Raw genomic sequence first — 18,933 nt, 5'->3', positions numbered from 1 at the left:
CATTCACTAATATCGTGGTTCAACGACAGTTGTGATGGTCAAAAACCGATCAAATGAAGACATCCCTGCATTGCCTGGGGAGTCTATTCTGTTGTCAACAATCAGTCAGTAACTGTAAAAACGAGCGATCGAGATGGGTAAAAATATGATCGTCGCCCAGTCGGGCGGCCCTTCAGCGGTGATCAACAACACCGTTCGTGGAATTGTCGAGACTGCTCGGCAGATGGATGAAATTGACACAGTCTACGCAGGCTGGCACGGCATCGAAGGAGTTCTCAAAGAAGAACTTCTCGATCTGTCAAAGCAATGCGAGGAAGAAATTTCACTTCTCAGAACGACTCCCGCTGCCGGGTCTTTCGGGACGTGTCGATACAAACTCAAACCTGGACAGGACGAAGATTTTGATCGCGTGATGGAAGTCTTCAAAGCCCACAACATCGGGTATTTCTGCTACGTCGGCGGAAACGATTCGATGCACACCGCATATACTGTCGCGAATCTGGCTCGTGAACGCGGTCTTGATGTCTGTGGATTGGGTGGTCCCAAAACCATCGACAACGATGTCGGCGACAGCGAATTCAAACTTGTCGACCACACGCCCGGATACGGTTCAACCGCTCGCTACTGGGCGCACTACATCCAACAGGCGAACGAAGAAAACCGTGGTTCCAGCCCGGCAGACCCTGTGCTCGTTTTGCAAGCAATGGGTCGCAAAATTGGTTACATCCCAGCAGCAGCACGTCTGGCTGATCCTAAACGTGAAATGCCTTTACAGATTTACCTCGCTGAAAAAGAAGTCACCATCGACCAGATCCACGAGAACATCAACACGATGCTCAAAGAACGTGGACGTGCGATCGTCGTCGTCAGCGAAGGTCTTTCGATCACCGGACTGGAAATTCCGGAAGAGTTCATTGTCCGTGATTCCTTCGGACATCCCACGTTCTCCTCCAGCAAAATCACTGTCGGTCAAATGCTCACCAACGCCTTGAACGATCGTGGACTCGCAGTCAAAGGGGCCGCCCGCTGTAACGTTCCGGGAACTCACCAGCGAAACGATATGGTTTACGCATCGACCGTCGACCTGGAAGAATCCTACTACGTCGGACAGAAGGCAGCCTTGCTGGCCGGAGCTGGCGAACATGGGTACATGTCGACAATCCTGCGAACAGATTGGGACAACTATCAGGTTCGTTACGACAAAGTTCCTCTCAGCGAAGTGGCAGAGAAAGATCGAAAATTCCCAAGCCAGTGGATCAGCGAGTGCGGAACCGATGTCACTGATGACTTCGTGAAATATGCCCGCCCTTTGATCGGCGACAACTGGGTCAGCGTTCCCATGATTGATGGACGCTTACGGCTCGCGCAACTGAACACCAGCAAAGAGATGTTCGCGGACCAAAAACTGAGCTCGTATATCCCACAGGGAGATCGATCCTAGATCGTTTTCTGTGTCAACAATTTCTTTGCCGCACACTCAAAAGTGTGCGGCAAAGTCGTTTCAAGATTCTTTGAATTCAAGGCTTGCTGTCGACCATCTTCCAGAGTAGGATCGAAGTGTTGGATCAACGATCTAACCCCCTCTGCGGTGTTCGATACCGAACAGTATTCCCAGACCCGACTTCCTATCCGCAGGGAACTGCTCAGGAGCGGCTGAATGTAAATCCGGGAGTTGATTTCCTAGTGAAATTGGCTGACCGGCTCACAGGACCCGTTCCAGCGGTGCCCACTTTAAACTGCGGGTCAGGAGAAATCCGTTCGCCGGCACCCGCGGAGGTTTTCTTTTACGACGAATTCGTTGCGCCCGCCGAGTGAGCGCAACAATCATTCTACCAATACACTTGAGGCTGCGAGCCGATCTCATCGCTTCAACTTGGACACGCTAAAGTCAATCAAATGCTGGTCTTTGGAGCATCTTTTCGAATTGGTGCTCAGGATCTGACTCGTGGCGAGCAGCGATATTAGGCAATCAGCGATATTATTTGAGAACGCGTTCTTCACGAGGATACGACAAGCATTGAGAGTCTCTTGGCTCATCTACCCTCTTTGCTCAACTTCTCCGTCACAAATTTTCTCCGCCGCAAATTTCCTCTGGCACAAATTTCCTCTGGCACAAATTCAAAAATCTTTCTCTACATGAATTCAGAGGAACCGTTATGATGAGCAGTTCAATGACGGTTTGACAATGGTTCAATCGTAGCAAGAAGATCAGTGCTCCGCCGAGCCTGCCTATCGAGATCCCAAAGCCTCCCAAAATCAACTGGAAGAAAGACGTGGAAGAGCGAACACTGCCGCGTAACCCAACGCGAGCTGTCAAAATCGGAACTGTCACCATTGGCGACGGAAACCGGATCGCTGTACAAAGCATGACAGCGACTCACACGAAAAACATCGACGCAACGATTGAGCAGATCAACGCTCTCGTCAATGCCGGAGCCGATGTCGTTCGGGTCGCTGTGGATAGCACCAAAGATGCTGAAGCATTAGCAGAAATCAGTCGGCAAGTGACAGCCAACCTGGCCGTCGATTTGCAGGAAAACTATCGACTTGCTGAGGTCATCGCACCACATGTCGCCAAGTTGCGATACAACCCCGGGCATCTGTATCACCATGAGCGTGAAAAGCCCTGGCAGGAGAAGGTTGAGTACCTGGCCAATGTGGCCGTTGAGAATGACTGCGCCATGCGCGTCGGCGTGAACTGCGGTTCTGTCGATCCGGCAATGAAAGAAAAATACGATCCGCAAGATTCCATTTCTCCAATGCTCGAAAGTGCGATTGCACATTGCGAACTTCTCGACTCACTCAACTTCACTCGCTATTGCGTCTCGCTCAAAGATTCCGATCCTCAAAAAGTGATCGAAGTCAACACTCGCTTCGCCGAGCAACGACCTGATATTCCGCTGCATTTGGGAGTGACGGAAGCAGGTATGCCGCCCGATGGAATCATCAAAACGCGAATTGCTTTCGAGCAACTCATCAGCAAAGGTATCGGCGATACGATCCGCGTCTCACTCACATTGCCGAACCCGCGAAAGCCTGAAGAGATCGATGCAGGTCGTCAAATTCTCGAAGACATCGCAGCGGGCCGCGTTCGAACTGTTGTCGACTTCGGAACAGAAACGTTGAACATCATCAGCTGTCCAAGTTGCTCTCGAGTTGAAAACGAAGCCTTCATTGACCTGGCTCAACAAGTCAAAGAGATGACGACATACGCTCAAGAATATGACATCACCATCGCCGTCATGGGCTGCCGCGTGAATGGTCCTGGCGAGACGGACGATGCCGACCTCGGTTTGTGGTGCGGCCCGAATCACGTCAATCTAAAGAAAGGCCCCGAAGCGATCGGAGCTTATCCTTACGATGAAATTCTCCCGCGACTTCGCGAAGAACTGGACATCATCATCGAGCAGAAATCGTCTGCACCTGTCAGTTGACCTGCGGAATCAGCCAAATTTTATCCGGAGACGAGAACTCTCCGGCTCACAAACACTCTCAAACCGATATTGATTTCCCATGGCCAATCGCACTTTGATTCGAAATGCTGATGTTGTTCTTCCGACCGGAACCGAGCGAGTCAACGTTCTCATTGAAGATCAGAGAATCATCGGAATCGATCCGCCAGCATCAGTTACAACCGACCATGTTATTGATGCGACGGGGCTGCACTTGTTGCCGGGAGTCATTGACGATCAGGTTCATTTTCGGGAACCGGGTCTGGAACACAAAGAGGATCTTCACACCGGAAGTGTCGCCTGTGCAAAAGGCGGAGTGACAACATTCCTCGAAATGCCCAACACGAATCCGACCACAACAACCCCCGAGGCCCTCGAAGATAAACTCAATCGGGCAGCAGAAAAAACTGTCGTCAACTACGGTTTCTATGTTGGTGCGACTGGTGAGAACACAGAGTTTCTTAAACAGGCCACGCGCACTCCCGGCATTAAAATTTTCATTGGTTCCAGTACTGGACCTCTGCTCGTCGACGAGCAAGAGGCCCTTGAACAAATTTTCGCTGAGACAACACTTCCCATCTGTGCTCACTGCGAGGATGAAACAACTGTCCGGGCCAATCGAGAACGACTCGATGGCGGAAAGACATTCCGGGACCACTCAAAAATCCGGGACCATGAAGCTGCGCTCATCGCCACAAAACGGGCGGTCGATCTTTCAACACGGCACAAACATCCGTTTCATGTCTTACATGTTTCGACCGCTCAAGAAGTCGACTTCCTCGCAAATCGTCCGGAATGGGTCACCGCAGAAGCCTGTCCTCATCACCTGCTTTTCAATCTCGACGACTACGACCGCCTCGGTTCGAAAGTCCTGATGAATCCTTCCATCAAGACGATCGCAGACAACAAACGTCTTTGGGAAGGCTTACGGGAAGGGATCATCGAGGTGATCGCGACCGACCATGCTCCACATACGCTTGAAGAAAAAGACCAGCCGTATCCCCGAGCTCCCTCAGGTCTGCCAGCTATTGAAAACTCACTGGCATTAATGCTTGATGCCGCTCATCGTGGTGAATGCACACTTGAGCAAATCGTGGCTTGGATGTCTTCAGCCCCGGCCAAGGTTTGGAACATTGCCAACAAGGGTGTCATCCAAGAAGGATTCGACGCTGACCTTGTGCTGGTTGATTTACACAAAAAAGAAACGGTTCGAGACGAAGATCAACTCACGAAAACCGGGTGGAGCCCCTGGAATGGTGTCGAGCTGACCGGTTGGCCGGTGAGAACCTGGGTGATGGGGCAAACCGTTTTTACGGACGGCAAGGTGGATCGCTCAATACGCGGAAAGGAAGTGACTTACAACCGATAGAGCAAGCTGCTCTATTCGAAAGATGCAGTCACGTGTCTTGCAACAATGTACGTGCCCCGTTCGTGACAATGGTCCGGCTACGCTGCGTTGGTCATTCTTAATCTGTCGCTCGCCTTACGGATAATCGTACGAGAACAGAACAACGCCCTCGCGGTCGGGGAAATCTTTTGAGTCGAACTCAAAATTGGCGGGTGTCTTTGTCAGGACATACAGCCGCACTCCCGAGCTATGCGACTTAAGCTTCCGCAGGTCGATCTCTCTTCCGAATCCGAAACTATTTCCAATCATGGGGCGAATGAGTGAGCGGTATTGCTCTAAACCGATCAACTTTTCGTCTTCGGTTTCGTCCTCATCAGCCGGTCTCGGCACGCCCCACATATTGAAATTCATGTTAAAATCGATAGGCTTTTGCAAGTACTGAGTGAGAACTGTTGGCTGCCTGCGCCGATCAAATTCCAGTAGGTTTTGCTGAATGTCCAGCTCGTAGACATTCCCACGAATGATTGCGAGTGCGAAGATCGGCTCCTCATCGAAAGCCCCAGTGATATCAAATGAAAGTGACTGCAGCTTCAGATCTTCATCCCCGCTCCCGAGCATTTTTGGATTCGGAAGAACGGTCCGAACACGAGCGCGATGGAGTAATGTCCGCTTTGTATCAGGCAGCATCTCAAACGAGGCGACGCCGCCAGTCCCGGAATGAAGCTCTCCGGGAACATATTCGGTTTCCTGTGTTGTCGAATAGAAAATTCCGTTCCCTGCGTGCGAAACCCCTTTCTCTCCGGAATAGATATTCGCCAAAACGGTCCAGCCGGTCACATCAAAACTGCCCTCGCCTAACGATCGTGCAAGAAGAACCGACCTCGATCGATTCTCCGCACGTCCCCCCACTTGCCCAAGCAAGCCGAACGTCAAAGCGAAAAATCCTGTTGCTGCAAAGAAGAGAGCATAAAACCGTGTCACATTCTTTTGCTGTGTCCCGATGATGTAACAACCGGGCCACAAGGTCGCGAGATAGGCAAAGACAGACAGGTAAATTAACGGCCAAAACCGTTCGAATTTTGCCAGTTCCATCAGTTCTCGAAACAGATCCTGATTTTTTGACCAAGAAAGATTGAGGCCACCATACGGACTGTATTGGTTCGCTCCAGTATTAAGCATCTCCTTCCTGAGCTTCTCATCTTCACTTGTCCAATCATCATTGAAGATCTCCGAACTTGCCTGAGTCATAGAAAACGATTCGGCTTTTCGGGGAATTTTCCGAACGTATCCCGAACCGACTCGAAACTGAGTCTGCTCAGAATTCAAAAATGCTAATGCCATCGGAAAGACGGGATACTTCCCGTCGCGGTTATGCAAAATGTAAACACGCCCTCCGAGAATTAACCAATCCTGAAAGGCCCGTGCACGTGCTCCCTGCCAGAAAGGAGGTTGATCAAGAATGATGCCTCGCAAACTATCTGTTGAAGTGACCGACGTCGGAAAACGCTCTTCAGGCATCCGCCGGAAAACCGTGGTCTCCTGAAGAACGGCATCGGAGTCGTAAACGAGAACAGTCGGTGGCTCCCCCTTGAGCACCGGAGGGAGATCGATCACATGATTCTTTCCCGGTCCCCAACGAAGCACCCAATCTTCGTAATCGTCTACGACATAAGGCGAGAGCTGAATCCAGCGGATTTCATCTCCTTGCAGCGAAACATTCTGGACGATGGTCGCTCCAAATTGACGCTCTCCTCGCATTTTTCTTGAAAGCTGCAATTCCCCCTGCCAGGGAGTGCTGCTGATGTTTTTGACTTGAACCCAAAGCGGAACGAACTCCTGCACCTTCACACGCCCATCAAATCCCCAACCCGTTTCCGCCACGACGAGCAAGTCTGGGTCGGAACCCTGCGCGTACGCCGGAACTGGCAACTGCATAAACCCTATGAACAGCCCCACCAACATCACAACATGAGATGTCGTGCTTATGTCGAATGTCCGGGAGATGGTTCTTTCGTTCTGAATCATAAGATGACTTTTCAAGCACGTTCATGATCCTCGTGCCAGTGAAGACCAATACTGAAATTGCCTCAGACTGCCTCGGGAACTCTTGTACCGACTTTCAGAACTGCTCCAGTAAATTTCCATCATGGCGGTTCCCGAGATTCAGGAGCACCTGTTGGTCAGTCCGCTCGGAGATGAACTTCACAGCCCCGTCGACGAAACAAAAATGTGAACCATCAGTATGCCAGCTGAGAAACCCTCCGACATGTTTATTGGGATCAATCTCTCCAGATTCAATCATCTCATCCAGATCGACTTCAGGAATCCCGTAGTAGTCTCGCTCCGAAGTTCTCTGATACATCGCTGAATCGAGGTTTGAATTCATTTGCGACATATTCCGTAATGTCGATTTTGTACCGTAAGCCCAACTTTCGATCGAGCGGACCTCTCCAACCATAATGGTCGCGTGTCGACCATCGGTGACGTCACGAAATCGAACCCTGCTGTTTAAGTACAACACACCATTATTCTCCATGTCGATGGGTTGTTCCGTATCATTATAACACCCAGCATAAGAATGGTTTCCTGAAGATGACGAAGGACACATGAAAGTCTGGCTGGTCCGGGCAATCACTTCATTGTTCGCCGGATCATAGATCGACTTTTCGAAATCAAGTTTTCGATACGCCAGATGCTCATCCATGTAAGGCAGGATTTGCGTCGTCCAACTGAAATGATAGCCATTTCCAACATTGTCAATCGGTCCAGTTGAATTGATTGTCCCAGGAGGCAACGTTTGATGTGTGTGGTGATAGCTGTGCAGAGCTAATCCAATTTGCATCAGATTGTTTTTACACTGCGCCCGGCGTGCTGTTTCACGAGCCTGCTGCACTGCGGGTAATAGCAATGCAACCAAAATTGAGATAATTGCGATGACAACCAGCAATTCAATCGCTGTGAAGCCTCGACGTTTAAGTTGGCGATTCATAGGAGATCTCATCGTATTGAACTGCATTGTGAGCGTTTACTCAGCCGATTCATTGCCGGACAAGTCAGACACATCAACCATTGCGTGAACTGTGGTTTGTGCTCGTTGCGGCACTCCGCTGGGGTAAATTGCGACGACTGTCACTTCGTATTGATTTGAATTCACCGGTTGCGCGGTCATCTGTGCTTCACCGGACTCATTATTGAAAGTCACTTCCCAGACCTCTTCAAAGGAATCAGACTGATTGCGTAATTGTTGAGCCGCCTGCTCCAATGCGGAATCTGCGAGCAAGTTGGCCTGCAGTTTCCACAGCCGATTTTCAAACCGGCTTTGGCGTAATGAAGTAGTGCGGGCCATTGAGAAGCAGATCGATGTGCTGATCAGGAGGAGGAGAATCGCCATAATCATGGCGGCTCCTGATCGACGATTTGGTACCAGTTGAATTGGTTGAATACGTTTCGACTTCATTCTTCATCTCCACTTTTCGGGGCAGTGGAAGGGTATTGAGTGGATTGGAATCTTAGTGAACGCCCCAACTGCAATAAGAAACGGATCGATGTGCCAGCCGGAGTTTCGAGTACTGCAGTTCGGGATCGAGACTCACCTGGAAGAACCTTGGTGAGTAGCACTTCGAGTTGGTGCGAGCCGACTTCGTACTGAATGTCGGTATCAACGAAAGTGAACTCATCGATTGAGCGATGACGATCGCCATCAATGGATCGCGTCACCTTTCCCTGATCGATGCGATAGGCGATCACAGGTCCGCTCAACGGGACGAGATCGAACCCATTCTCAAGTTGATTGAAACTCGTTGCTGAATAGGAATCAGTGCGCAGCTGATCTTCCAGGCGTTGCGCCGTCAATTCAAATGCAGAGGCCGAAGCAATCGAGGTGTCGAGCTCCATCAATACGGAAAATAGTGACGTTGCAACCAGTGCGACAATTCCCAACAGGGAAATGATGATCGACATTTCAATCAGCGTCCAACCCTGCCGACATTGGCAAGGGCTCTTCTCCGTCAGTCTCTTGTCCGCAGGTCTTTTCACCGTCCGTCTCATTCCACTTCCTCCTGAGATTGCCAGTACGAAAGTGAAACGGGACTTCCCGGTTCGCCAAAGCGATTTGTCCACTGAATGGAAACCGTCACCTGCTCCAGTGACTTCGGAGTCTCGGAAGTTCTTTGAATACTTAGTTGTGGATTGTCCAATCGTTTTTGTGCGTCGTGAGATAACTCTTGCACGTCGCTGCCCAGTTGTAATTCGGTGACGATGTTTTGAACTTCGCGCAAGGCAAATTCCCGATCTGCAATCCCTTGGTTGACCAGTGAGATTCGAGCGACAAAGGGAATCAGGAATGTCATCACGACGGAAAGCAAGACTCCCGCCGTTAAAAACTCAACGGTTGTGGCAGCATGCCGAGTGGCGTGTCCAGGAATGTGAATTGTTCTTCTCATGAAAGCTCATTCAGCATCTTGACCAAGGGCATAAACATGGCAATGCAGAAGAAGCCCACGAGCACTGCCAGGAAAATGATCATCAACGGGCGGATAAATTCGAGTGCCCAACTGGAACGACTCCGACGTTTTTGTTGAATCGAATCCGCTATCGAAGTGAGCACCCACCCCAGGTGACCGGACGTGGCTGCGTTGTCGATGGAATAGGCCTCGCGGGTGTTCACGAACCCTTCATCATTGAGCGCCTGTCCGAGAGAATCTCCGAGCTCGATCCGGTTTTCGAGTCTTTCAAACCGGCGAGAGCGCGAGAAATCGGGCGTCGCATGTGCCAGCGACTTCAAACTCGGCTGAAGTGGTGCTCGTTGATCGGCGACATATCCGAGTCGCCGCAATAACTGTGGCGTTTCGATTCTGGGGAACAGCCTCAAAATGAAGTTCGGAACCCAATTCGAATTTTCCTGTGACATGAGCGCGATCGCCACAAACGGAAAGAACGGCAGGCAAATCAAAGGTCCAAGCAGGTACCAGTATGAAGCGAAAGTGTCTGAAAAATCAACAAGTAATTGAGTCGATCTTGAAAGCTCAATGCCAAAGTCCTCGAAGATCGAGTTGAATTTCGGAATCACCCAATACATCATAAAACCGACTATCTGTAAGAATATGGCAAAGACGATTACCACATAGAGCAAACCTGTGTCAGTCAGTGAGCCAGCTACGTTTTTTCTTTCAAAATTCCGTGAATCAGCAGCGGCGATTTCACTTAGCACCGACGATAGATCCCCCTGCTCGGCTGCACTGTCGACCGCTCCGATCAAGTCGTAGGAGAACAATTGAGGGTGGTGACCCATCGCTTTACTGAGTGGCTGACCGTGGTTCAATGATGCCGCTAGAACTCCCAGTCTTTCCATAAGAAAGAACAACCTGACACGACGGACCACGTAAGCAAACGCGATGAAAATTAAGACCACCATAAAATACAAGCCGAAGAGCTGATTAAAAGAGAAGAGTAATCCAGCCAAAGTAACGAGGACCAGTGCTGTCAGTCCGAGAAAGACATATCGCACAACTGAGTTCTGCTCTCTCCGGATCACCTGTTCGAGTGCCTGAACTTCAATCGCCAGGTCGGATTGATTTTTTGTTGCAAGCGCAAAGGCCCACAAGAGCTGATTCAAGATGTAGCTTTTGGAAAAATTTGCGGCGCCGACAAAAATCAATGGGATAAACCCCACAAAAGCCAACAAGACCATCGCAGGTAATGCGAAAGGTAACAGAATAAAAAGGATTGCCGTCATACGGGCTGTCGTCTCTTCCAAATCGCGACGAACAACTTCTTGAAGTGGCAGATCCGCTTGCTCAAGATGTTTCGAAACTTGCCATGATTTCCAACCGAGAAACAGCAGCCCAACTCCTAACCCAATCCGTGCTGTTGTAATGAAGACAAACCTGTAAGTGACTTCAGGTGTTCGAATTTCCTGAAGACCGAAGTACAAAAAGAGAGCAGCGATCAGCCAGCTCACCACGGAAAGGACAGGAAGAGACTTTCGAGCTGCTTCGCGAGTTTGTGGATCGAGGCCGTTTCGGCGTAGAGAATCGGCGCGCAACATCATGAATGCGATGAATGGTATCACAAGCAGGATAAGGAGCGGCTCCATAAACGGGGATCCCTTGTTAGCTGAGTAGGTTGATCAGTTGAATGAGCGGGAGGAACATGCCGACCACAACAGTTCCTGTCACCAGTGCCACGCCAACGAAAACGACTGGCTCGGTGACGATGATGAGCCGCCCGGCTGAAACGCGAGCTTGCGAACTATACACAATTGCCAATGAGCGGAGCCCCTCGGCAAATGTCTCAGGGTCATTCGACCAGCGAAATGCGTTCCTCAAAAAATGGGGGAGTCCCGGTAAATCTCGAGCGACTTCCTCCGGCGGAGATCCCGACCGTAATTGATTTGAGAATTTGTCTGTCACTTCACTCATGTAAGGATCATGAACGGTCTGCGAAACAATCTGCATCGCTTCATCCAGCGGCATCCGGCACTCAACGAGAACCGCTAACCGCGAACAAAATTCTGAGGCCGCTGCCATCGCTTGAGCCGTTCCAATCCAAGGTAGAAGATGAAACAGGCGTGCCCGAAACGCTGCAAATGGAATCGCTTTGCGAACGAGGAACAGCACAACGAAACAGACGAAGACAAAAAACATCGGCAGCCAAACTTTGTTCGCGACATCCGCAGACTGAATGATCACCTTAGTCAGCAATGGAAGTTCCACTCCGAAATCAAAAAAAATCTCTTTGAATTGTGGAACGATCAGTGCCAGAAACAATGAGACCGTAATCGTCGCAAAGAGAAGAACGACGGTGGGGTAGAGCAGACTGAAGTAGAAGCTCTTCCAAAGGGTCCGAGACTGACGATTTGTTGAAAGATACTCTTCCAGCAATTGAGGAAGCCGACCGGTCTGGGTTCCTGCGAGAACGATTTGCTGAAGATCAGCGGGGAGACCTGGAGTTTTTGCGAGTGCTCCATCCACTGACGCACCGGTCTGCAATGCATCGGCAAGCTTGATGAGACCTTCCCGGTCTTGACTCGACGACATCTCACTTGCAGCGGCGCGCAAACCTGCAGCGATCATGAGCGGCGACAATACTGTTCGAGGCTCAGTCGGTTGCGGATCAGATGTCTCATCCGAAGATTCCAAGTTCTACTCCATGAAGCCGTATTGCTGTTACCAAAATAAATACCTGATCAGTTCTGAGCCATCTTTGACCATAACTCGACCATCGGCCCGAAGACGCTCAACGTATATAATAAGGTCACGCTTCCACCGATCACGACGACGCACGTCGCTGGGACCACTTTGCTCAGCCAAATCGCCCGGCCTTGAGCGCGGCCCTGATAAAATTCGGAGGCATGTTTGAGCGCTGCTCCTAATTCAGAATCACGCTGCCCGGCCACCAGCAACCACTTCAAAAACGGTGGAAACGCTGCCTGACCATCGAGCGAATCTGAAATTTCCTCACCACGTTCAACATTGGTGGCGACTGCGTATGTCTGCTCTTTCAAAGGTCCATCGGGAATCGACTCCGCAGTCAGCCGAAGTGCTTCGGGAAGTGGCACACCGTAACTCACTAGCAGGGACAATAAATGGGAGAAATGAGCAACCGAAAAATCCCTGACGACCCCGGAGACGCCGGGCATCCAGAGAAGCCCCCCCAAGGGAGTCAGTCGACCGGTTCTGATGAGCCAGATCATCGAGGCAAAAAACGCCAACAAAAGGAAAATCGAAGCTGACGGCGGGACAGGAATGTTCGTCAGCAGAGACATCCAGCGAGGAACTACTGCGTCAATTTGAATATGGAATTCTGCCAACTTGGGAAGCATCCCGTTGATCACAATCAGAAACAACGCCATCGCCAGAAAGACGACAATCAACGGATAGACCAAACCAATCTTCAGAGCCTGCCGCAATGCGATCTGCATTTGCGTCAGGTTGGTGATGTCCCGAAGTACTGATTCTGTTTCCCCGCATCGAAACCCGGCGACCAGAATCGCTCGGAACACTGGAGGAACGGAAGCCTCATCGCGGAACGCTTCTGAAATACTGGCTCCCTGTTCGAGTCGATCTGCGATTTTGTGTGCAGCCGATTCCAAACTGGGGGAGAACCCTCCCGCAGCACTCCGAACTCCGAGATCTAACGGGACGCCAGCAGCGACCATCGCCTGAACCTCACGACTCAGGGTGACAATCTCTTCCGGACGAAGTCTCTTCTGCTTTGGTGAAGACCTGTTAGGCATCGCGTCCACATTCAGCGGCCTCTCGAAGCCGCAATCTAAACTCGTTTCAAATTGAACCCGCTGCTCGAATGGAGAATGACCACGGGCAAGCGAAACTCAAACCGTTTGAACACTTTCGTACTTCTTGTGCCCGTGGAGAATGCTTTTCGCATGAAAATTCACACATTCTCCACGAAGCAGAACCTGAACACCAATTCGAAAGATGCGATAAGGCGTTAGAACTGCCCCTGAAACCTGAGTTTGCTCCCCTCAAACAGTGAGAAAAATAAGCATCCACAAACTTCTGGACTGGTTCAACATGTTCCTGCCACAAGTTCATGTCAATGACATGTCAAGTTCAGCAGGAATCAGTATTGATTACGAAGGAGCTTGTCAGGGTGTTGGATGATTCTGGAAATTGGATTCAATTTCTGCCGCTGCACTTCGAAACAGGATTTCCTCACGTCGCGCGGAATGCTGACTGGGTGAGTTCCGGGCGATAGATCTGTTCGACAAGTCCGTTCCGTGACAAAATTCCCAAAGTACGACTCTCGCCGGAGGCATCGGTTTTCTTGACGACTCCATAAATGGACTGTGACCGCTGCAATTGATGCAAAGCGACGAGTTTACTACTAAGGTGATCGATCACCGGCATCGAACGAATGACTGATTGTGGATCATCGGACTGAAGCAATTCAGCTACAGGGACGTAGCCGTACCAGTCCTCTGGAGATTCGGAATGGTGAACGACGACAGCTGAAATTCCAAACTTCCTTGCGAACTCCAGGATTTCTGCCTTCGAAGCAGAATTTGGCAAGCCGAGAATCCGAGGAAGCGGAGTCATCGAAGTTCGCACGGACTGTGGGGCGAGTTGCAAGAGACCGTTCGTCAGTCGGCTTTGGATGTCTGTCAGCACTCCTTCATCATGTCCATGTTGCAGTAGCTGTACAAGTCGATTTCGACCAAGAACGATTTCTGCTGGCTGTGTTTTTTGCATGCTCAAATTTTCAAGCAGCCGAGTCAGCAAAACAAGCGGGAAGCTGAGCACTAAAAACGCACGAAAGAAGTACTGAAACCAACGGATATCTTTTCGTAACCGAGTGAGTGGAGTCAGGTAATAAATGCTCTTGGGAAGGAGTTCACCGAACTGGAAAATAATCGGAGACATCAACAACGTGACGGCGATATCAATCTGCTCGTTCGTTGTGGTCAACATTAAAAGCGCGACCCACCCAATGGCCGCCGTGGTCAGATAGTTAGCGACATTATTTCCAATCAGACAAGTCGCCACAAAGTAAGCAGGATTCTTTGTAAACCAGAGAAGCTGCTGCGCTCGCCTGTCCCCTGCACGCGCATCGATGTTCAGCCGGGGTAAACTGAGACGATAAAATCCCGTCTCCGAGCCACTGAAAAAAGCCGACAATCGGAGCCCAACGAGGAACAAAACGATCGCTGCCACGACCTCTAAAAATTGCAACTCAATTCCTCCAGTGATGTGAAACCGTGTAGGAAGTCAGGAATTGCCTCAAAAGATTTTGTCGATTTCTTGAGAATCAAGTTTCGCTGAAGCCTTCGCTTTGACGTTTAAAATTGGGGCGCGGGTCGTCAAAAGTTGGTCAGAGCAAAATTACTCATGAAATTGCTCGATCACAAATAACTCTCCATCTTCGTCATTCTTCGTTGGAATCACGGGATGACAGAAAACCTGCCGTCCCGTGCAACGAAGATATTCAGTTCAAATCCAGTTCAATCTATCGAGAGATCAAGCGCGAAACGCCCGCTGAAGTTCCTCGAGAGACGTTTTTCCTTCGGCGACAAGCCGGATTCCATCAGACTGAAACGACTGCATTCCGGCTTCACGAGCCTTCTTGCGCAGAGTAGCTGCATCTGTCCCGGCAAGGATGAGTTTCTTGATGTCGTCGGTCAGTTCGATCATCTCGATCAATCCGATACGGCCACGATAGCCGGTTCCACCGCAGTGATCACAAACATCTTCTTCTTCGTCGTCCTCTTCATCGAATCGCGGAGCGCGATAAAGTTTGCGGGTCTCTTTAGGAAGACCGACTTTTGAAAGCAGTTTTGGATTCGGGCGGTATGCGTGGCGACATTTTCGACAAAGCAAACGGACAAGTTTCTGACTGATCACCAACCGCAGTCCGGCAGTGACCAACTTGGGGTCCTTCGTCAAAGCGACAGCCCGGGCGATTCCGTCAGCGGCATCTCGTGCAGGAATTTCTGAGATAAACGCCTGACTTGCAGCACCTTCCAGAACGACTTTCAGTTCTTCCGCAGAAGCAATTGGGTCGACGAAAAGGACATCAATATCTGCTCGAACTGTTCGTTTGATGGTCGCTTCGAGGTCGTCGCCTTCATTCCATTTGAAATCCTGGATATGCGGCAAATCACGACCATGCATGTCGGCAATCGAGGCCAACGAGTACAGGTAAGGATCAATTCCTCGAATCATCGCGATTGTGAGCGTCGTCGTTCCGGACATCGGCATTCCGGCAGCAAGCATCAACCCGGTCTTACTACCTCCAATTTCGCGAATTTTTTGTTGTAAATCGTCGCTGAATCCCAAGTCGCTCGGTGTTTCGAGTTTCTCTTTCAGATTCTGAACCCGAACCAGCAATCGCTCTCCACCTGTCTTCACGGGAGAAACATCGATTCGGACTTCATGTTCAACTTCGTCGAACTCTGCGTTGATTCCCCCACCCTGCTTGGAGGTTTTATCCGTAATATCCAAACCAGCCAGAAGCTTCAGCATCTGGATGACGGCATTCGCTGCCTTGGGTGGCATTTTTGCCGCAGGATACGGAACTCCGTCGACCAGATAAGAGACCGCAGCCACTTTCCCTTTAGGCTCGATACGGATTGTGTCCGCTCGACGTGCAAGTGCTTCGGAAATCAGTTTTTTCGCTGGAATTAACCCCGCCTGAACGAGACGTCCATTTGCAGAAAGATCGGGATTATTCTCATTCATCGCCCCTTTAAAAAGGATGAAGTCGAGTTCGTCTTCTTCTTCATCGTCATCATCGTCGTCGTGATCTCGCCCACCCTTACCAAATCCAAAAATCACCGGCAGCCGCTCCAACTTCAAAGACACGCAGAAAAAAAGGTCCGAACTGAATGCTCAAACTTTTCGTATCTGAGTATTGTGACAGGACTTGTACGAAATGCAAACGAATCCCCTTTCGTACCGCACTGTCAGCGAAGAACGAAAGGGGCCACGGACTCAAAATAGTTCGTCAATCACGATCCAAGAATCGCTGAAGACTGTTTTGCTCTGACAAAATCTGTACAAGAGCTCGAAACCCAAGTGTTTCAGTCCGACTCCGTAGAGATTGTTAGCGACTCTTACTTCTTCTTTGGAAAGAGTTCTCCAAAGAAACTCTGCATCAGGCTCCAGGATCTTTTGTCTGCGTTCTCGTCGTACTTCAGATTTTCGATACCAAAGTTGCCTGCATCTGGATTCGTAAACCCGTGTCGCGCTCCTCCGTAGGAAACGAGTTGGTAATCCGCATCAATGGCCTGCATTTCCTTTTCGAAAGTCTGAACCTGCTCCGCCGGGATGAAGGAATCAGAGGCTCCGTGACACACAAGAACACTGGAGTCAATCTTTTCAATCTCTGTCGGAGGAACAAGAGCACCATGAAAGCTGACAACTCCCTTGAGCGGTGCATCGGCGTACGCCAATTGCAGGACCGTCGAACCACCGAAGCAATAGCCAACCGCAGCCATGTTTGCGGTGTCGACATTGTCTTGCTTCTTGAGAACATCGAGTCCCGCAAGCGCGCGTTCTCTCCATTCCTGCGTGTTCTCACGAATCTTTCCAGCCCACTCCCCTGCCTGTGACGGATGAGTTGTCACTTGTCCTTTTCCGTACATGTCCAACGCGAAGGCGACATATCCCAACTTTGCCAGCTCCTTTGCTCGCAGTTCGGCGTAGTCATTAAGCCCCCACCATTCATGAACAACAAGGACACCGGGACGTTTGCCTTCGATAGAATCATCCCAGGCCAGAACACCTTCCAACTTTGCGTCGCCATGTTCGTAAGCAATTTTTTTTGTCTTCACCTCTGCATGAGAAACAGAAACCAAAAATGGAACAACGAACAACAAACTCAAAACGCGAAGCATCGGTCTCTCCAAACGTCAAATTACGAAGTTTTCCAGCATTGAAAGTAACGCGCTGGGACAGAACGTCAACCGAACTCTCACTCCGATAAACGGCCCTTTATGTCACGGACTAATGATTCGCTGGAAACTAAAGCAAATCCAACATTGGTCTTTAAGTTCAGCCTCGTGGCGAACAACTTATGAAGTCATAAAAAGTGAACTCCACGGGCACGACAAGCATTGAAAATGTTCTAACTGCTAACCCTGCAGATGAACGTCTTTAAGTAGGAGGTTTCCAGGCAACTTGAAATGACCGGATGATCGGCTGCTTGTCCACGCTCTTCCAGGATTTGTACGGTCTTGTTGGCGTCGAGCGCCGCACGTGCGACGACCTGCTCGAAGTCTTCGCGGGTCACATGTCCGGAACAACTGCACGTCATCAGGATTCCATTCGGATTCATCAACTCCATCGCCATGCGATTCATACGAACATAGCCTTTGATCGCCCGGCTCAGTCCACCGCGTGTTCGTGCCATTTTCGGTGGGTCCAGAATGATTAAGTCGAACCGTTTTTTCTCAGCGACAAGTTCTTCGAGTGCATCAAACGCATCGGAGTGCTGAAACGTCATCTTTGCCGAGAGCTCATTCAGCTCGGCGTTCCCTTTTGCCAATTCCAATGCGGAAGCTGAAGAATCAATCGCATGAACATGTTGGCAACCTGGTTGCTTCGCAGCGTTGAGAGCGAAGCTGCCGGTGTAACAGCAAACATCTAACACGCTCGCACCGTCGGCATAGCCAGCGAAGGCCTTTCGATTTTCCCGCTGATCAAAATAGAACCCAGTCTTCTGCCCTTCGACGAGATCGACGCCGAACTGCAAGCCGTTCTCTTCAATAAACAACGGACGCGGCGGCTTCTCTCCTGAAAGAAGTCCGTCACTCACATCGAGACCTTCAAGCTCTTTGATCCCCTTTTCTGTACGCAACCAAATCCCTTTTGGTGAAAGCTCAGCTTGCAAAACCTCAAGGATCTCTGCCTGATGCTTAATCAAAGCCGCACTGGTCCATTGCACCACCAGCCAGTCATCAACACGATCGACAGTTAAACCTGAGAGGCCATCCGATTCACTAAAAACGAGGCGGCAGGCTTTCCAGGCGGGACCGTCGCCGAAGAGCTTGCGACGAAGATCGATCGCCGCTTTGATTCTCCGTTCCCAAAATGGACGTTCCAGAAGTTGCTCTTCCTCCCAGGAATAGAGCCGCACCCGGATTTTACTTTGCGGATTATAAAGACCTCGCGCAATAAATTTTCCATCATTCGAAAGGACGACAACCTCAGCTCCGACATCGGGAGAGTTTGTGATCGTTTTAATCGCATTTGCGTACATCCATGGGTGACGGCTAAAAAACGGCAAAGCTTTTTTGGGCTTGAGCGTCACGACAGGATACGTCGATTCGGAAATCATAAGAGCTGCTCTATGGTTCAGAGAATTCTTGAACTGATTCGAAAACCTGGAAACGACCTCTCAGAGACTGAGAAGATCCACCATTCCAGAGGTTCTCAGATAGGGACTTGTCAATAAATGGCCTCTCATTAGCATTTTCGAGGCGCAAACGGAAAGGATATCGTCTGAAGATGTTCGCTGCACTGAGTACTGCGCTTCGATTTCAGAAATGTGGAAAGCAGATTGCCCGTCACCGACATTTTGTACAAATGACAGAATGACCTTGCTCCATTTTTACAAAATGACGTAAATTCAAGATCGGAGAGAGTCTGCAAGCCGTCTGCATCTCTCATTCTT

Annotated in this window: 15 protein-coding genes and 1 other RNA gene; 4 read left to right on the top strand and 12 right to left on the bottom strand. The window is 50.1% G+C overall.

What is annotated here, in order from left to right:
* Positions 1-133 precede the first annotated feature (133 nt).
* The 4 genes from Mal48_RS03755 to Mal48_RS03740 all read left to right on the top strand — a co-directional run bounded on the left by Mal48_RS03755 (position 134) and on the right by Mal48_RS03740 (position 4,821).
* On the top strand, positions 134-1,441 hold the full coding sequence (locus Mal48_RS03755; RefSeq protein WP_145196270.1) for a diphosphate--fructose-6-phosphate 1-phosphotransferase: 1,308 nt from the start codon (positions 134-136) through the stop codon (positions 1,439-1,441).
* A 136-nt stretch (positions 1,442-1,577) separates the two neighbouring features.
* Positions 1,578-1,781: non-coding RNA, 6S RNA (gene ssrS, locus Mal48_RS03750), on the top strand.
* A 492-nt stretch (positions 1,782-2,273) separates the two neighbouring features.
* Positions 2,274-3,434: a (E)-4-hydroxy-3-methylbut-2-enyl-diphosphate synthase gene (gene ispG / locus Mal48_RS03745; protein ID WP_231739893.1), complete on the top strand. Its 1,161-nt coding sequence runs from the start codon at positions 2,274-2,276 to the stop codon at positions 3,432-3,434.
* A gap of 79 nt (positions 3,435-3,513) precedes the next feature.
* On the top strand, positions 3,514-4,821 hold the full coding sequence (locus Mal48_RS03740) for a dihydroorotase (protein ID WP_145196268.1): 1,308 nt from the start codon (positions 3,514-3,516) through the stop codon (positions 4,819-4,821).
* 114 nt (positions 4,822-4,935) lie between these two features.
* Here the strand turns inward: Mal48_RS03740 and Mal48_RS03735 are convergent, their stop codons facing one another.
* From Mal48_RS03735 to Mal48_RS03680, 12 genes are all read right to left on the bottom strand, one after another.
* Positions 4,936-6,825 (bottom strand): hypothetical protein, encoded by a 1,890-nt coding sequence (locus Mal48_RS03735; RefSeq protein ID WP_145196266.1) that lies wholly within the window; start codon positions 6,823-6,825, stop codon positions 4,936-4,938.
* 94 nt (positions 6,826-6,919) lie between these two features.
* Entirely contained in the window at positions 6,920-7,789 is an 870-nt protein-coding gene (locus tag Mal48_RS03730) for a DUF1559 domain-containing protein (RefSeq protein WP_145196264.1), read from the bottom strand.
* A gap of 36 nt (positions 7,790-7,825) precedes the next feature.
* Positions 7,826-8,257, bottom strand: coding sequence for a hypothetical protein (locus Mal48_RS03725; protein ID WP_145196262.1), 432 nt, complete (start codon positions 8,255-8,257; stop codon positions 7,826-7,828).
* On the bottom strand, positions 8,254-8,847 hold the full coding sequence (locus tag Mal48_RS03720; RefSeq protein ID WP_145196260.1) for a pilus assembly FimT family protein: 594 nt from the start codon (positions 8,845-8,847) through the stop codon (positions 8,254-8,256). Before Mal48_RS03720 ends, Mal48_RS03725 begins: the two co-directional genes overlap by 4 nt.
* The gene (locus Mal48_RS03715) at positions 8,844-9,242 is read right to left on the bottom strand and encodes a hypothetical protein (protein ID WP_145196258.1); all 399 of its coding nucleotides are present in this window, start codon (positions 9,240-9,242) and stop codon (positions 8,844-8,846) included. Before Mal48_RS03715 ends, Mal48_RS03720 begins: the two co-directional genes overlap by 4 nt.
* Positions 9,239-10,894 (bottom strand): type II secretion system F family protein, encoded by a 1,656-nt coding sequence (locus tag Mal48_RS03710; RefSeq protein WP_145196256.1) that lies wholly within the window; start codon positions 10,892-10,894, stop codon positions 9,239-9,241. Before Mal48_RS03710 ends, Mal48_RS03715 begins: the two co-directional genes overlap by 4 nt.
* 16 nt (positions 10,895-10,910) lie before the next feature.
* A complete protein-coding gene (locus tag Mal48_RS03705) occupies positions 10,911-11,939 on the bottom strand; it encodes a type II secretion system F family protein (protein WP_145196253.1) in 1,029 nt (342 codons plus the stop codon).
* Between the two features lie 47 nt (positions 11,940-11,986).
* Positions 11,987-13,036, bottom strand: a complete 1,050-nt coding sequence (locus Mal48_RS03700) for a type II secretion system F family protein (protein WP_145196251.1) — start codon at positions 13,034-13,036, stop codon at positions 11,987-11,989.
* A 439-nt stretch (positions 13,037-13,475) separates the two neighbouring features.
* The gene (locus Mal48_RS03695) at positions 13,476-14,492 is read right to left on the bottom strand and encodes a CNNM domain-containing protein (protein ID WP_197442022.1); all 1,017 of its coding nucleotides are present in this window, start codon (positions 14,490-14,492) and stop codon (positions 13,476-13,478) included.
* Positions 14,493-14,777: 285 nt separating this feature from the next.
* Positions 14,778-16,094 carry a GspE/PulE family protein gene (locus Mal48_RS03690; protein WP_145196247.1) on the bottom strand — a complete coding sequence of 439 codons (1,317 nt, stop codon included), beginning with the start codon at positions 16,092-16,094 and terminating at the stop codon, positions 14,778-14,780.
* A 278-nt stretch (positions 16,095-16,372) separates the two neighbouring features.
* A complete protein-coding gene (locus Mal48_RS03685) occupies positions 16,373-17,155 on the bottom strand; it encodes a dienelactone hydrolase family protein (protein WP_145196245.1) in 783 nt (260 codons plus the stop codon).
* A 230-nt stretch (positions 17,156-17,385) separates the two neighbouring features.
* Positions 17,386-18,597: a class I SAM-dependent rRNA methyltransferase gene (locus Mal48_RS03680; protein ID WP_231739891.1), complete on the bottom strand. Its 1,212-nt coding sequence runs from the start codon at positions 18,595-18,597 to the stop codon at positions 17,386-17,388.
* Positions 18,598-18,933 lie beyond the last annotated feature (336 nt).

This window comes from Thalassoglobus polymorphus (assembly GCF_007744255.1).
Classification (GTDB): domain Bacteria; phylum Planctomycetota; class Planctomycetia; order Planctomycetales; family Planctomycetaceae; genus Thalassoglobus; species Thalassoglobus polymorphus.
This window is presented reverse-complemented; position numbering and strand designations above follow the sequence as displayed.

Coding starts and splice junctions, on each gene's coding strand:
- Mal48_RS03700 (WP_145196251.1), bottom strand. CDS start 13,036: ATGCCTAACAGGTCTTCACCAAAGCAGAAGAGACTTCGTCCGGAAGAG.
- Mal48_RS03720 (WP_145196260.1), bottom strand. CDS start 8,847: ATGAGACGGACGGTGAAAAGACCTGCGGACAAGAGACTGACGGAGAAG.
- Mal48_RS03740 (WP_145196268.1), top strand. CDS start 3,514: ATGGCCAATCGCACTTTGATTCGAAATGCTGATGTTGTTCTTCCGACC.
- Mal48_RS03730 (WP_145196264.1), bottom strand. CDS start 7,789: ATGAATCGCCAACTTAAACGTCGAGGCTTCACAGCGATTGAATTGCTG.
- Mal48_RS03715 (WP_145196258.1), bottom strand. CDS start 9,242: ATGAGAAGAACAATTCACATTCCTGGACACGCCACTCGGCATGCTGCC.
- Mal48_RS03710 (WP_145196256.1), bottom strand. CDS start 10,894: ATGGAGCCGCTCCTTATCCTGCTTGTGATACCATTCATCGCATTCATG.
- Mal48_RS03680 (WP_231739891.1), bottom strand. CDS start 18,597: ATGATTTCCGAATCGACGTATCCTGTCGTGACGCTCAAGCCCAAAAAA.
- Mal48_RS03685 (WP_145196245.1), bottom strand. CDS start 17,155: ATGCTTCGCGTTTTGAGTTTGTTGTTCGTTGTTCCATTTTTGGTTTCT.
- Mal48_RS03755 (WP_145196270.1), top strand. CDS start 134: ATGGGTAAAAATATGATCGTCGCCCAGTCGGGCGGCCCTTCAGCGGTG.
- Mal48_RS03725 (WP_145196262.1), bottom strand. CDS start 8,257: ATGAAGTCGAAACGTATTCAACCAATTCAACTGGTACCAAATCGTCGA.
- Mal48_RS03735 (WP_145196266.1), bottom strand. CDS start 6,825: ATGATTCAGAACGAAAGAACCATCTCCCGGACATTCGACATAAGCACG.